Below are 15,648 nucleotides of genomic sequence, written 5' to 3'. Positions count from 1 at the left end.
TTATTTTAATTGTGTATAGTAGGTTAATGTATCGGATGTAAATAATTCAGGATGTAAAATTTTTACAAGATCTTTTAAAACAAGATTTGGATTTACAATACCTGATTCCCAATAATCATTGCCGCCGTTTTCGTTTACACGTTTGTTATTATTAAATACATTACCAGTTTTCCATGCGTCAAAAGATGTTAATCTTGAATCGGCTTTTGCAATATCATTCAGTGTTTTAGAAGCACCGGCATGCAGCCAATATTCCGCACTCAAAGCCGTAGCAATTACCTGTTCAAATGCAATCGGAAAATTTCCGGTTCTACTATCATCCTTCCATAAATAATTTGCTCCCGCATCAGCAAGATAGATTGCTGCAAAACTATTTCCACCAGGCACTGTCCATTCTCCTTTAAAAGGTAAACCTGTAAAAACAGTGGGTTGATTTTCTAATGCAATTGCTTGTTCTTTAATTGTCTGATATGAATTTTCAATTACATTAAAAACAGAATCCGCCATTTCAGAAACATCAAAGAAAGAAGCAATAAATTTTATCCATTCCGCCTGACCTAAAGGTGTTAATTCCAGATATTCATTGTTTAAAATTGTTTTTAAACCGACAGCATTAAACTTTCCAAATGCATCATACGCAGGGTCATCATATTGGTAGGTAATTATTGCATCGGGCTGCAAAGAGATTATTTTTTCAAAATCAAAAGAGCCTTCAATACCAAGTTCTGCAATTCTGCCATCGGCAATTAATTCTTTTACATGTGCATCATAAATATATTTTGTTCCGGATATACCCACAATTGAATTTACAAGATTCAATTTCTCTAATATGCCAACATGTGTTGTTGATACACAAGCAATTTTTTTTAGTGGAATTCTGAATATAATATCAGTACCTGCAATCTTTGGTGTATCAACTCCTTCTGGTATTAGAATATAAGTTGCTAATATTTTAGTGGTGTCTTGTGGATGTCGTACAATAACTTTTTTACAACCTGCATATTCCTGAATAAGAAATCCTTTAGCGTAATGCAAAGCAGAATCTTTATTATAGTGTTCAATGCCCGCATCATTTGTTTTTTCTTTTGGATTACAAGAAAACAACAACGCAGTTACAACAGCTAAAACAAAGATTCTGATCATTGCAGTTAAAATTATATTACTGAAAGCTGTTGAGTTGTAATACCATCAGCAGAGGTAATGCGCACTGTATAAAGTCCAGCCGGCAATGATTTAATATCCAACATTACTTGTGTTGTATTATTTGCATTTGTTACCTGTAATAATTTTCCAGCGATATCAAAAAGTTCTATTGATTGCAAATTATTTGCAGATTCAATCATTACATAATCTTGCGCAGGAACCGGATACATATTTACAGTGAATTGATTTTGAGATATAATTGCATTTGTACTGCGTTTATCAAAAGCAATATTCCCTGGCGAAACACCTGCTTCAAAAGAATTAAGCAAGTTGCCTTCTAAATCATAAATATATATTTCACCATACGAATAAAAATCAGTTACAGAAGTGTACATTTCATTTGTTGCTTCATCAAATGCTAATCCATAAAAAGTGTTACCATATTCTGTTTCATCTGCAATTTCTTCAGTAAGTATATTATAACGTGAAAGTGAAGTGTGATAAGAATCCTGATAATAAATAGCACCATTATAATATACAGAAGTACCACATCCGGAAGTAACGTTTAATAAATTATTCGTAGAAATTTCTCCGCTACTTATTTTAATAGATGAGATAGAACTGCCTGTAAAATCTTTATTGTTAAGAGTATAAAGTGAAGTGCCGTCCCACATCAGATTATCCGGATTCTTTCCATCCGCACCAAGATCAATTGTTGATTCCAGAGATTGTGTATTTAAATTAATTACTGCAATAAAACCCACTTCCTCACCCCACACAAAACCATTATTTACAGCTATATATGCTTTGCCATCAATTATTTCAACTCCTTCTGTAGAATAATTAATTGTAGCAGCAGGTACTTCAAAAATTGTTTCGAGATTTTCTCGATTTAATACAACAACATAACTATCAAAAGTATGCATGTACTCCCCTCTTGTAACAACTATATAATCTTCAGATGCTGCAATTTTTCTTATACCCGGAATTTCTATTTCTTGCAAAAGTGCATCTGTATATCTATCGTATTTCAACAGCATATTATCCGCAGCAATAAAATAATTATCTGCATCCACAATTAAGTCACTTGCAAATCTTGCGTTGTCAATAGTAAATAGTGTTGTGTATAATCCTGCTGCAGGTTCATAGCTACCAAGACTTACCGGAGTTTGAATTTCATTGGTAACATAATCGAAATACCCTTCATTTAAAATCAAAACACGATCAGCAAAAGATTGTGCATTTAAAAGTGCTGAAGTTAACAGCACAACAAAAACAACGTACAGTTTTTTCATAATAAAAAGTTTTAGCCACTATGGGCAGTTAAAAAAAAATAAGGTAAAATTCCGGATGAATACATGCCAAAGCCATTGCTTCATCGCAACTTTTACCCCAAAAGTTTTGAGCATTGCATCAATGGCAGGTCTTCTGACTTGTTCGCCTTTTAGCAGCCTTCCCGTATTTATTTTACAGTGGCAATGGTAGAACTAAAAGTCCCAAATGGGAGCAAACTTACAGCAGTGGGGACTGTTCCGGACTTACACCGGTATTCCCTCTTAGGATATGAATTCAAAGAAATCATATCAACCATTTCTGCATTGCAAATGTATAAATACTTTCAATGATGATATATTTTAATTGCGCTACTTAATAACTTGTTTTAAACATTATCTTATTTTTAAGTGATGAAGAGAAGAGAACAATTTTTATTTGGAGTTATATTATTTCTGATTGTGCAGTCTGGCACAGCGCAAATTATAACTACATACGAAGAAGATGGTTCTGTTGGAACTGTCATTGACAGATTTGATCAAACACCCGAATATGCCGGGCCGGATTTATTGTTGTTTAATTACTTCGAAAACAATGTATTTGCAAATATGCCCGCACAATCTCAAGATGAAACTTCATTAGGTGCGGATGGCTCTTTATATAATGAGTATGTTATTGTAATGCGCTTCACTTTAGATTCAAGTGGCATTCCTACTAACCGTGAAATTATTTCATCCGATAATTTAATGATGAATGATGCATTTCAAAAAGCATTAATTAGAATGCCGGGCTGGTATCCTGCAATCATTGATGGAGAATATACTACAGTAGTTGTTACGCTGCCAATTCGCTATGTTATTGATGGGCGTTTCATACAAATTAAAGGATATGATACATGGATGTATAAAAGTACTGGCGCTAATTTTTGGTTAAAACTTGCAATTGGAATTGTAGCTGTTGGTGCAATCGCTTTATTATTTCTGAATAAATAAATCAGAAATTAAACATCCAATAAATTGGTAATAACATCAGTAGTAAACCGAGTGGCAGCATTGCCCAATAGACTGCAGTTGCCAATTTTTCACCTTTATATTTTTTGGGGTCACGCTTTATTTTTTTAATTGCTAAGGTTGCAAATAATAATCCGCCACCTAATAATAATAATGGCCATAAAATAGAAATCATAGGACCAGTAACAACAAGTACAGCGGTAACTGCAGCGGCTCCTGTTAATCCAACACCAATAAATGCAAACGGATGAATTACTGGTTCCACTTCAACACTGTCTTCCGGAATAATGGTATCTTCTTTTTGAAAATAAATTTGTTCCGTTGCATAAATTTCAATGGGATTAGAAACATTATTTTTTATTTCAACTTCTTTGTTTGTGTATTGTATTTCTTGCTTATTAGAAAATTCAACAGACTTTGCATTTTCTGCAAGTGCATACAATTCTGCATCACCGGCTTGCAATCCACCACTGTTTGCAATATGCATTTGAGTACTGCAATTGCTTAAGAAAATACTTAGTACAATTAAACCTAAAATTGAAAGTCGCTTCATTTGATAATTAAAATAAGTAGCGGCAAAAATAATGATTTGCAATTTCACCTGTAAACGAAAAAACCAATGCCTGCATTGCAAGCACCGGAACTGTTCGTCAATTTATTGCTACTAACGAAATCTTAGGATATAAGCCGACAACTCTTGCACACTCGATTGAAACCAAAAGGCATTGTTTACTACATAGTAATTCTGCGGATCAATCACTCTTAAATAAGCGGCTTTTGCAAATGCGAGCTTTGTTTGTTCAAACCAAAATATATTTAAAATATCAGTTACCTGATTTGATGTGAGATAATTCGTGTTTAATGCCTGCATTGCCACAGCAAGTCTTGTATCATCAAACCACTGCGCATTAATTGTATTCCATAAATTATTGAAATCTGCAGGTGCGATAGCAATTGGCGCCTGATAATAATATGTGTTGCCATAATATGGATTAGCAATTACATTTTGTATTATAGAGAATTGACCTTGTTTATCAATATAACCACGCAATGCCGAAGCAGGTTGAATAAAAATAGAAGAAGCAAATATTTTTGCGCCTTGGCAATATCCCGGATGATTCGGATGATTGCAATTTTGTTTTGCAAATATTTCTAATTGATGATAACCAGGTGTAAGATTATAGATGATAATATATTTGCCGCGGCTTTCGAAAAATTGTCCATCCATTCCGGTGATAAAATTTCCTTTACCTGAAATAATTTCAAATGATGAAAATTCAGATGGCATCAGTGCAAATGATTGTAAACTGATTCCGATAAAAATTGCGAGTAACATTTTTTTCATATAGATATCCTCCTTTGCCGAGGAATTTCCAATTCTATGCCACGATTATTTTGTCCCATTGAATTCTGCTAACTTTGATGTGCGATGATACCAAAGGAAACGATAGACAAAATAATGGATGCTGCCCGTGTGGAAGAAGTGATTGCAGATTTTGTTACACTGAAAAAACGGGGTTCCAATTATATCGGTTTATGTCCATTTCACAACGAGAAAACTCCTTCGTTTTCTGTTTCGCCGGTAAAGGGAATTTATAAATGTTTTGGTTGCGGTAAATCCGGAAATGCAGTTGGCTTTGTAATGGAGCATGAGCATTTTACCTATCGGGAAGCATTGAAATTTGTGGCTGCAAAATATCAGATTGAAGTGCAGGAAAAAGTGCAGACTGAAGAAGACCTTACTGCTGAAAATTTGCGTGAAGGATTATATATTATTAACAGCTTTGCACAGAATTATTTTCATAATTATTTATTAACTGAAGAAGAAGGTAAAAATATCGGATTAAGTTATTTTAAAGAACGTGGATTAATTACTGAAACTATAGAAGCATTTAAATTAGGTTATTGTCCTTCGGAGGGTGATACATTTTCAAAAGCTGCTATTCAAGCCGGATATAATAAAGAACTGTTACAAAAATTAGGATTAACCAATGCATCCGGGAATGATCAATATCGTGGAAGAATTATTTTTCCTATCCATTCAATTACAAGTAAAGTGTTGGGATTTGGCGCAAGAACATTAAGTGCCGATAAAAAAATCCCTAAATACATTAACTCTCCTGAAAATGAAATTTATGTAAAAAGCAAAATTGTTTATGGCATTGCGCAAGCACGAAAAAGTATTGCAGATAACAATGAATGTTTTTTAGTTGAAGGATATATGGATGTGGTTTCCATGTATCAATCAGGCATAATAAATACAGTGGCATCTTCGGGTACTTCTTTAACTCAAGATCAGGTGAGATTGATTAAGCGATACACATCTAATCTCACAATAATTTATGATGGTGATGCAGCAGGAATAAAAGCGGCATTACGTGGGTTGGATATTGCATTGGAAGAAGGATTGAATGTAAAAGTGGTTTTGTTGCCTGATGGTGATGATCCGGATACGTTTGTACAAAAAAAAGGCTTAGATACGTCACTTCAATTTTTCGAAAAAGAAAAGAAAGATTTAATTCATTTACATACCAGTTTATTTTTAGAAGAAGCTGGTGGAGATCCGGTAAAAGTAGCCGGTGTTATAAAAGATATTGTACAAACGATTTCATTAATTCCTGATCCGATTACACGGAGTTTATATATCAAACAAACTTCTAAGTTATTAGAGGTAACTGAATCTGTTCTTGTAAATGAAACTAATAAAATACTGCGGAAAAGGATTGTAAAAAGATTACCGGCTAATGATCAGTCGGCTTTGGATGCAGATATTATTTCTTATAAACCCAAACAGGAAGAACCTAAATTTCAATTCCATTTAGATGATACACAGGAAAGAGATATCGTGCGATTATTATTAGAAAACAGCAACAGCGAAGTGGAAGGTGAAAATGGTATTTTGCGCATTCTCAGAAACATGGAAGATGTGGAAATAGAAAATCAATTGTATAATAAAGTGTTGAAGGAATATATTCAATATTACACTCAGCAAGATTATATTTCGCAGGCACATTTTATTAATCATCCTGAAACAGAAGTTAGAGAACTTACTATTGATATTTTACAAACACCTTATGAATTAAGTGATAATTGGGCGAAGATGCATGATGTACATATTACGAATAAAGTGTTACTTACCCAACAAGATATTTTAAAAACTATTTCATTTCTAAAATTAAAAAAAGTGGTAAAAATGAAATTGGAGATTGAACAACAAATTAAGGAATTGCAAGATATTAAAACAGAAGAAGCCGATAATGAAATTAATCTCTATCTAAAAGAAGTGACCGAATTACAACAACTTATTAAACGACTTTCTATAGACACCGGCACAGTAGTATTACCTTATATCAAGTAACTAAAAATTCACTTTCATTTTCAATGTATAATTAATTGTTGCTTCACTCAACGCAGGACGAATCATATATTCCTGATTAAATACATTATTCACCAAAGCACTTATCTCAAAATTTTTATTGAATAAATATGCGGCTCTGATATCCGCTACAAAAAATCCGGTATCATTTACTTTACGATATTCTGCCAAGCCTTTTATATACACATTAAATATCTGATCAATGGCTTCCATATAACTATAATAATATACAGCAGTTCCAATTCTGAATTTCTTTACAGTAGCTTCTATATCCATTTTTGTCGTATGGCGAAAACGATATTTTAATACATTATAATCAGCACTACTTTGTGAATCGGTAATGGAATCAAAATCCAGAAATGTAGGATCAATATATGTATAACCTCCAACAAAATTGATAGGTATGTTACCTAAATTTCCTGAGCCACCAACAGAAATTTCATATCCTATAATTTGTGTATTGCCAATGTTTAAAGATTTAAATCCATAAGGAAATAAATCTCCTGTTTCCGGATAATATCCAAAAGTAAATTCCATCATGTTTTGATAACGTTGATAAAATCCAGATACATCTATAAATCCTTGACCATTGCCAAACGGAAAACCTTGCTTGATACCGAGTTCAGAACTCCATCCTGTTTCAGATTCAAGATCAGGATTTGGAAAAATTTTAAATGCACTTACACTTGTTTTAATATATTTTTCTGCTATCGTAGGAAATCTATAACCCTGCCCCCATGATGCACGAATAAAAGTAAAATCGGCAACCTGATAGTTTGCACCCAAACGAAATACAGGTCGTGATTCAATTGTTTCGCCTAGTTGATTCCATTCGTATCGCATGCCTCCGGAAATATTTAAAACAGATCCAAATTTTTTATCTAGTTGCAAATAAACTGCTTCATTACTTCCCACATAAGATGAATCTCCATATAGTTCTGCTGTAACATTCGAAAAATTTCCAACTACTCCACCGGTAATTACAAAATCCAAATGTTCTATATTTTTTTGATATTGATATTCACCATAAAATAATTCAGATAAAATTCCCTGTTCGGATTGCGTAATATTATCTGCATTAAAATAGCGTGACATAAATTTATGTTTACCACCGGCATTATCGTAATAAGTTATAAATGGATCAATGGTAAGTCTGAATCCCTGATTATACGTTAATGTATTATCCGCAGGAATATATAATCCACTATCTATATCATGCCAGTAAAAAAAAGAAACCGATCTATTAAGTTGTGTATTAAAATTAATTCCGGCAGATAATTTATCACTAAAACGATATCGTGTATTTACACTCAGTCTTCCAAACCGTGTATAATCTTGTTGTAAATAACTGTCTTCATTATAGATGTATGCACTAGTAACAAGATCGAATTTATTGAATCTCTGTTTATGCAAAAAATCAGCTCCTGTAAAAAACGGAGATTGATTTCCCCACCAATTATAATTTGCATTTCTTGGTGCGCCATAAAATCCATTGAAAATACTAAATGTTGTTTGCGGCTCACTGCCGGGATATGCAGTGCGCACATTTATAATTCCATTTAACGCAGAAGAACCATACAAGGCAGAAGCCGCTCCTTTAATTATTTCTATTTGTTCAATATTTTCAATGGGCACAAAACTCCACATAGGATAAGCTGCATCAGCTGTTAGAATTGGCATATCATCCACCAACAATAATACTCTGGAACCGGCACCAAAAGAATAACCGGAACCACCACGAATATTCGCTTGTCCATCAATAACATTTACACCCGGAATTTTTTCAATACTCTTATCAATAGTAATATTATTTGCATTGGAAATTAATTCAGGTTTTATTACTTCCATTGAAACCGTTTCTTCACTCAATCTTTTTTCGAAACGACTTCCGGAAACAACAATCGTATTTAAAATACCCACATCAGTGGAAAGCAAAATATTTACTTTTAAAGTTTCACCATTTACAATATGAATAGATAATTCCTGGGATTTATAACCAACATATTTAAAGAATAAAGTATGCTGACCAACCGGCAATTCAATTAAAAATTTACCGGCGTTATCTGTGCTTGCTCCATTACTTTTTTCCGTAATAATATTTACACCAATTAATGTTTCTGAATTAACGGAATCCAAAACTACACCTTCAATAAAACCTGTTTGTGCAATAAGCTTATTGGAACTAATAATTGCAATACAAATTAGTAAAGTTGAAACTACATATTTCATCATATCCACTGTTTTATCAAAGATACATCATTGCAAACATGAGATATATCGTATATCTTGCAACTTAATAATTCAGAGACTTGCGAAATCTTTTACAAATATCTACTAAGTATAATTTTAGTTATATACACGGTTATATAATTATAACATCTCTATTTTTTTCCCTCATTTCATTAAACGCATCCGGACAAACAATTCAAATTGAAGATGGCACTCGTACTTATATAGTGAGAACTTTGGATAAAAATGAATTTACCGGAGTTATAATATTCAAAGATTTGAGTGTTATCACATTGGAAACCAAAGATTATGGCAATATAAATATCAAGCTCAGCAATATTAAAAGTATTGATGAAGTAAAACCTAATGAAATAGTAAATGGACAAGTGTGGCCCAATAATCCGCAGTCATCAAGATATTTCTGGGCACCAAGTGGATATGGAATTGAAAAAGGCGAAGTGTATTATCAAAATATCTGGGTGCTTTTTAATCAATTTTCATATGGTGTTACTGATTACTTTTCTATCAGTGCAGGTATAGTGCCTTTATTTTTATTTGCGGGCACATCAACACCGGTATGGGTAGTACCTAAATTTTCAATCCCTGCTATAAAGGATAAATTAAATTTTGGTGCAGGTGTTTTGGCAGGTACAATATTAGGCGAATCAGAATCCGGCTTCGGAATTTTATTTGGCGATGTAACAGTGGGTGGAAGAAATCGCAATGCGACTTTAACTGTTGGATACGGATATGCAGAAGGCGAATCTTCAAATGGCATCACAATAAACTTAAGCGGATTTACACGCATTACTAAAAACGTTTATTTAATTACGGAGAATTATCTTATTTATTCTGAAGGGCAATCTATAGGAGCTGTTTCATTTGGAGGCAGATCTATTATTAATCGTATTGGTGTAGATTATGCCTTGGTGTTACCTTATGGAACCGGACTTGATATAAACTTTGTACTTCCTCTGCTGGGCATTACTTTGCCGTTAAGCAAATAAGGTTATAGCTAATATGTAAAAATAAACACTTTAGATAGCAATGGAAGAAAATACATTACCGGAAATAGAATCCATAATTATTAATCAAAGAGATTATTTTAAAACAGGAAATACTTATTCTTATGAATTTCGTAAAGCGCAACTTATTAGATTAAAACAATTAGTAAAAGAATATGAACCTAAAATATTAGCAGCTTTAAATGCAGATTTAAACAAGTCAAATTTTGATGGATGGGCAGTAGAAATCGGAGTGATTGAGCATGAATTAAATCTTGCAATACAACAATTAAAATCATGGATGTCTCGCAGAAGATTGCGCACTCCGCTGTTACATGCAATAGGCTCTTCATATCAATATCCCGAACCGTATGGGAACATTTTAATTATTAGTCCGTGGAACTATCCTTTTTTGTTGGCAATGCGTCCAGTGATTGGCGCCATTGCAGCAGGTAATACATGTATCATTAAACCTTCCGAATTTTCGATACATACAAGTTTACTATTAGCTGACATGATAAATAATAATTTTAAAAGTGATTTCTTATTTGTTTTAAATACCGATGCCGCAGGAACTCAAGAGTTACTAAAATATAAATTCAATTATATTTTCTTTACCGGCAGTCCTTCAGTTGGAAATATTGTGTATCAAGCTGCAGCAAAACATTTAACGCCAGTCACGTTAGAATTAGGTGGAAAAAATCCTTGTATTGTTGATGCAGATATTAATTTAGAAATTGCTGCCAGAAGAATTGCATGGGGTAAATTCAGCAATGCCGGACAAACGTGTGTTGCGCCAGATTATATTATTGTACATAAAAAAATTAAGGAAAAATTTATTGCTTTAATTATTGAAAATTTAAAACGATTTTATGGAGATGATCCGGAATTAAGTAATGATTATGGACGGATGATTCATCGCAAACAATTTAATCGTATTGAAAGTATTATTATAAATAGCAAAATAATATATGGAGGTCAATTAAATGTTGAAACATTATTTATTTCTCCAACAATTGTAGAAATTACTAATATGAATGAAGTAGCAATGCAAGAAGAAATATTTGGTCCTGTATTGCCGATTGTAAATTATGAAAATATAGAAGAAGCAATACAAATAACTAAAATGCATCCCGATCCATTAGTGTGTTATTTATTTACAAAAAACAAAAAACTAATTACACACATCCAACAACAAATACCTGCGGGTGATATGTGTATTAATGATGTGGTAGTGCATTTTGGCCATAGCAATTTACCAATCGGTGGCAGAGGCAATAGTGGAATTGGGAAATATCAGGGGAAATATAATTTTGAAACATTCTCTCATTTGAAAAGTGTATTGCATAAAACATTCATTCCTGACTTATCGGTGCGATACCCTCCATTTAATAATTCTAAATTTCAGCGAATTAAGAAACTATTCAATTGGTTTTTTAATTGACATTTTTTAATAGGAACAATAAATGTTAGCATTTTTTAAAAAATAAAATAACAACTTTACAACAATAAATAATAAAATATAAATATGAAAAGTGTAATTGCCATTATAATGTTATTAACCATAACACTACCTGTTTTAAAAGCACAGGAATCGGATATAAATGGAACTCCTACTTCGGCAAAAGAAGATGACTGGAAATGGAAAACAGAACAATTTGCAGATGTTGCTATTCTACGTTATAAAATTGATGGGTGGGATAAGTTAAATCTAAATCAAAAGACTTTAGTGTATTATTTGTCAGAAGCAGGAATGAGTGGACGTGATATTATCTGGGATCAGAACTATAGATATAATCTTGCTATTCGTCATGCATTGGAGCACATTTATACAAATTTCAACGGCGATAAAAATTCAGATAATTGGAAAGCATTTGAAGTATATATAAAAAGAGTTTGGTTTTCAAATGGTATTCATCATCATTATTCCAACTCTAAACATGTACCTGGCTTCTCTCAAGAATATTTTGAACAATTAATGGCATTAACAAAAACACCATTAAGTCAGGAGGTTATAAACGCAATATTTGATCCGGCAATAGATAATAAAAAAGTAAATCTAGATGCTACACAAGACATGGTATTAAATTCTGCATCCAATTTTTATTCTCCAGACATCACTCAGCAAATGGCTGAAGATTATTACAGGAGTATTATTGATAAAAAAGATTCCACTGCCATTTCTTATGGATTGAATTCAAAACTCGTGAGAACTTCAACCGGAATTAAAGAAGAAGTTTATAAAGTAAATGGCTTATATGGCGAAGCAATTACACATATAATAGATAATTTAAAAATGGCTGTAAAATTTGCAGAGAATGAAGACCAGGCTAATGCATTAAAACTATTAATCGAATATTATCAAACCGGAGATCTTAAAACATGGGATGCATATAACATAGCTTGGGTAGAAGCCACTGAAGGAGATATTGATTATATCAATTCATTTATAGAAGTGTATAATGATCCGCTAGGTTATAAAGGTTCTTTTGAATCAATAGTACAGATTAAGGATTTTGATGCAAGTTCGAAAATGAAAGTGTTAGCAGATAATGCACAATGGTTTGAAGATAATAGTCCGATAATGGACAAGAATAAAAAGAAAAAAGTAGTGGGTATCACCTATAATGTTGTGAATGTGGTTAGCGAATCCGGTGATGCTTCACCAAGTACACCCATTGGCGTAAATCTGCCAAATGCGAATTGGATAAGAGCTGCATATGGTTCTAAATCTGTGAGTCTGGGCAATATCACTCAAGCATACGACATGGCCGGTGGAAAAGGATTTTTAGATGAATTTGCATACTCAAAAGAAGAAATAGAAAGAGCAGAAAAATATGGTTCCATGGCAAGTAAGATGCATACAGCTCTTCATGAAGTAATAGGTCATGCAAGTGGTGTAATAAACGACGGAGTGGGTACACCTAAAGAAACACTTATCAATTATGCAAACACATTGGAAGAAGGAAGAGCAGATTTAGTTGCCCTATATTTTATCATGGATCCTAAGCTTGTGGAATTTGGTGTAATCCCTACAATTGAAGTAGGTAAGGCAGAATATGATTCGTATATGCGTAATGGATTAATGACACAACTTCGTCGTATAGAACCAGGAGCTGACATTGAAGAATCTCACATGCGCAACAGGCAAATGATTGCTCAGTGGGCATATGAAAAAGGAAAGAAAGATAATGTGGTAGAATTTAAAGTGGTGGATGGGAAAACTTATGTAGTAGTAAATGATTACAATAAACTTCAAGTCCTTTTTGGCGAATTACTCAGAGAGATTCAGCGCATAAAAAGTGAAGGTGATTACAATGCAGGTAAAGCATTAGTAGAAACATATGGAGTAAAAGTTAATCCTTCACTACATAAAGAAGTTTTAGAACGAGCGGCAAAATTAAATTCGGCTGCTTATAGTGGATTTATAAACCCGGTATTGATTCCCGTATATGATAAAGCAGGAGTTATAACAGAAATAGATGTTCAGTATCCGCAAGATTTCTCAAAACAAATGTTAGAGTACACAACAAAATACTCATATCTTCCTTACTGAGAAGGCAATAATAATAAATGTTTTATAGGGAAGCTGCAATGGCTTCCCTTTTTTATTTGCAATTACGAAATGTTTTCTTGCTATTATTAAAAATCTTTCATGTTACAAAATTGGAATCTTTGTCAGTAAAAATGCAACCAACTACCTTCAAATTAAAACCAACAAGTCACATATTAGAAAATTGATTTACATGAATCAGCATCCTTCATTTTGATTCGGAGTAAAACTTAAAAAAACATATAACCAAAATATGGATTGAACTCTTTCTAAATCAAAAAAAATAGTTGCAGCACAGTTAATTACGCTTCTATATTTGCCAGTGAAAGAACCTAATCTATGAAACACAATCACGTATCACATTTGTGCATACTATCTTTAATTAGCTTGTCGGTATTTGGTCATGCAACTAACGACGGGCTAATAAAGGTTTCTTTCAATCCTTCTGATAATCCCATTAAACTTATTAATTCAATGCCTAACGTATTGGAATTAAAAGAAAACAATCACACACAAATAAATGGCAATCTTATGGTAATTAATTCAGAAGACAATACTTTTTTGTATTCAAATAATTCAAGTACAGATAATGCTTCCGGCACAACAGATATTGCCAGGAAAATTTCTGGTGAGGAGGTTTTGAATTCAACAAACAGGAGTTTGCTTGCTACTGCATCCGGAATTTGGGAAATACCCTCTAGAACATCACTGATGCGATTGCACGAATTTTTGTTGATGGAGCAGTTGATGCAAGATTAGTCTTGCGGTAAGTTGTTCCAATTGGTTAAGCACAAGTCGCCCTTAATTGGGCGACTTTTTAAAAAATAAAGATGAAAAACAATATACAAAAAAGAATGAACCAAGAGGTATTTATGGATGGAATGCTAATAGCAGGAATAATTTTAATTGGCTTTGCAATTGCCGCAGTAGGTTTTGCATTAATTTTTTAAAGCAATTAAATTTCTTGCATCCAACTATATTTATCAGAAATCTCACCTTTTCTGATACCTCTCATAGTATCTGCTAACCAGTTAGATACCTTACGATTTGCAGCATCTGGTAATTTATAATTTGAATCCTTATATCCTATTTCTCCAATTGTTGCAATAGTGGCTGCTGTTCCAGTTCCAAATGCATCCTGAATAGTATCATTCTTAAATGCTTCCATTACTTCTTCTACAGTAATGTTGCGCTCCTCCACTTTATATCCGTTATCTTTTAATAAAGTAATGCAGCTATCTCTTGTTATTCCGGGGAGAATAGTAAGTTCATCAGTTGGAGGTGTAATTACAACATCATCAATTACAAAAAACACATTCATAGTTCCTATCTCTTGAATCATATTAAAGTGCACACCATCTACCCAAAGTATTTGATCATATCCTAATTCCTGAACTTCTTGTAAAGGTTTCATGGTTACAGCATAGTTGCCTATAGCCTTTATATGCCCTGTTCCTCCTTTAAAAGCACGGACATATTTATCGGTAATATAAACCCTAACTGGATTTGAATAATATTTCCCAACAGGGCTTCCTATGATCATGAATTTAAAATGTTGGCCAGGCTTAATCCCCACAAATTCTTCAGTAGAAAACACAAATGGCCTAATATATAAGGAACCGTCTTCACCATGAGGTACCCAATCGGCATCCAATTTCAACCATTGAAATAATGCGTCCATAAATAAAGATTCAGGTATTTCAGGAATCGCCATCCGTTGGGCAGAATAATTCAAACGCTTCCAATTCATATCAGGTCTGAATAATTGCACCTTGCCAGAAGCATCTCGAAAAGCTTTCATTCCTTCAAAGATGCCTTGACCATAATGTAAGATTGCAGTTGCAGGATTCATCGCTAATGGAGCAAACGGTTCTATTTTTAAATTCCCCCAAACTCCATCACTATAATCTGCCGAAAACATATGATCAGTAAATGTTCTTCCAAATTGCACATTATCTAAATCAACTTCACTTAATCTGGACTTTGAAACTTTCTTAATTTGAATATTATTTTCCTGAATTATTGCTTGCATAAATGTGGGTAGTTTAAAAAATTAACAAA

At 33.1% G+C, this 15,648-nt stretch carries 12 protein-coding genes and 1 riboswitch; of the genes, 6 read left to right on the top strand and 6 right to left on the bottom strand.

The annotated features are described in order from the left end of the window. Both IPN31_10180 and IPN31_10175 read right to left on the bottom strand, forming a co-directional pair. A complete protein-coding gene (locus IPN31_10180) occupies nucleotides 1–1,143 on the bottom strand; it encodes an ABC transporter substrate-binding protein (GenBank protein ID MBK8682249.1) in 1,143 nt (380 codons plus the stop codon). Between the two features lie 11 nt (nucleotides 1,144–1,154). Then, the gene (locus tag IPN31_10175; protein ID MBK8682248.1) at nucleotides 1,155–2,438 is read right to left on the bottom strand and encodes a T9SS type A sorting domain-containing protein; all 1,284 of its coding nucleotides are present in this window, start codon (nucleotides 2,436–2,438) and stop codon (nucleotides 1,155–1,157) included. A 105-nt stretch (nucleotides 2,439–2,543) separates the two neighbouring features. Next, nucleotides 2,544–2,750, bottom strand: a riboswitch (cobalamin riboswitch). A 78-nt stretch (nucleotides 2,751–2,828) separates the two neighbouring features. Between IPN31_10175 and IPN31_10170 the strand changes: the two genes are divergently transcribed. Beyond that, the gene (locus tag IPN31_10170; protein MBK8682247.1) at nucleotides 2,829–3,407 is read left to right on the top strand and encodes a hypothetical protein; all 579 of its coding nucleotides are present in this window, start codon (nucleotides 2,829–2,831) and stop codon (nucleotides 3,405–3,407) included. Between the two features lies 1 nt (nucleotide 3,408). Here the strand turns inward: IPN31_10170 and IPN31_10165 are convergent, their stop codons facing one another. Continuing rightward, nucleotides 3,409–3,978, bottom strand: a complete 570-nt coding sequence (locus IPN31_10165) for a hypothetical protein (GenBank protein MBK8682246.1) — start codon at nucleotides 3,976–3,978, stop codon at nucleotides 3,409–3,411. A gap of 111 nt (nucleotides 3,979–4,089) precedes the next feature. Then, on the bottom strand, nucleotides 4,090–4,761 hold the full coding sequence (locus IPN31_10160) for a DUF4476 domain-containing protein (protein ID MBK8682245.1): 672 nt from the start codon (nucleotides 4,759–4,761) through the stop codon (nucleotides 4,090–4,092). A 93-nt stretch (nucleotides 4,762–4,854) separates the two neighbouring features. Here IPN31_10160 and IPN31_10155 point away from each other — a divergent pair, with 93 nt between their 5' ends. Continuing rightward, nucleotides 4,855–6,783, top strand: coding sequence for a DNA primase (locus tag IPN31_10155; protein ID MBK8682244.1), 1,929 nt, complete (start codon nucleotides 4,855–4,857; stop codon nucleotides 6,781–6,783). On the opposite strand, the gene IPN31_10150 is transcribed toward IPN31_10155, so the two are convergent. Further along, a complete protein-coding gene (locus IPN31_10150; protein MBK8682243.1) occupies nucleotides 6,784–9,033 on the bottom strand; it encodes a TonB-dependent receptor in 2,250 nt (749 codons plus the stop codon). It abuts the gene before it with no gap. A gap of 77 nt (nucleotides 9,034–9,110) precedes the next feature. Here IPN31_10150 and IPN31_10145 point away from each other — a divergent pair, with 77 nt between their 5' ends. The 4 genes from IPN31_10145 to IPN31_10130 all read left to right on the top strand — a co-directional run bounded on the left by IPN31_10145 (nucleotide 9,111) and on the right by IPN31_10130 (nucleotide 14,346). After that, nucleotides 9,111–10,037, top strand: a complete 927-nt coding sequence (locus IPN31_10145; protein ID MBK8682242.1) for a hypothetical protein — start codon at nucleotides 9,111–9,113, stop codon at nucleotides 10,035–10,037. A 40-nt stretch (nucleotides 10,038–10,077) separates the two neighbouring features. After that, the gene (locus IPN31_10140) at nucleotides 10,078–11,478 is read left to right on the top strand and encodes an aldehyde dehydrogenase family protein (protein MBK8682241.1); all 1,401 of its coding nucleotides are present in this window, start codon (nucleotides 10,078–10,080) and stop codon (nucleotides 11,476–11,478) included. Nucleotides 11,479–11,562: 84 nt separating this feature from the next. Further along, nucleotides 11,563–13,590 (top strand): dihydrofolate reductase, encoded by a 2,028-nt coding sequence (locus IPN31_10135; protein ID MBK8682240.1) that lies wholly within the window; start codon nucleotides 11,563–11,565, stop codon nucleotides 13,588–13,590. A 471-nt stretch (nucleotides 13,591–14,061) separates the two neighbouring features. Further along, entirely contained in the window at nucleotides 14,062–14,346 is a 285-nt protein-coding gene (locus IPN31_10130) for a hypothetical protein (protein ID MBK8682239.1), read from the top strand. Between the two features lie 196 nt (nucleotides 14,347–14,542). Here the strand turns inward: IPN31_10130 and IPN31_10125 are convergent, their stop codons facing one another. Then, entirely contained in the window at nucleotides 14,543–15,619 is a 1,077-nt protein-coding gene (locus IPN31_10125; protein ID MBK8682238.1) for a branched-chain amino acid aminotransferase, read from the bottom strand. Between the last annotated feature and the right edge of the window lie 29 nt (nucleotides 15,620–15,648).

This window comes from Bacteroidota bacterium, from assembly GCA_016715425.1.
GTDB lineage: Bacteria > Bacteroidota > Bacteroidia > Chitinophagales > BACL12 > JADKAC01.
The sequence above is the reverse complement of the archived record's forward strand: the minus strand, read 5'-3'. Positions and strand labels throughout refer to the sequence as shown.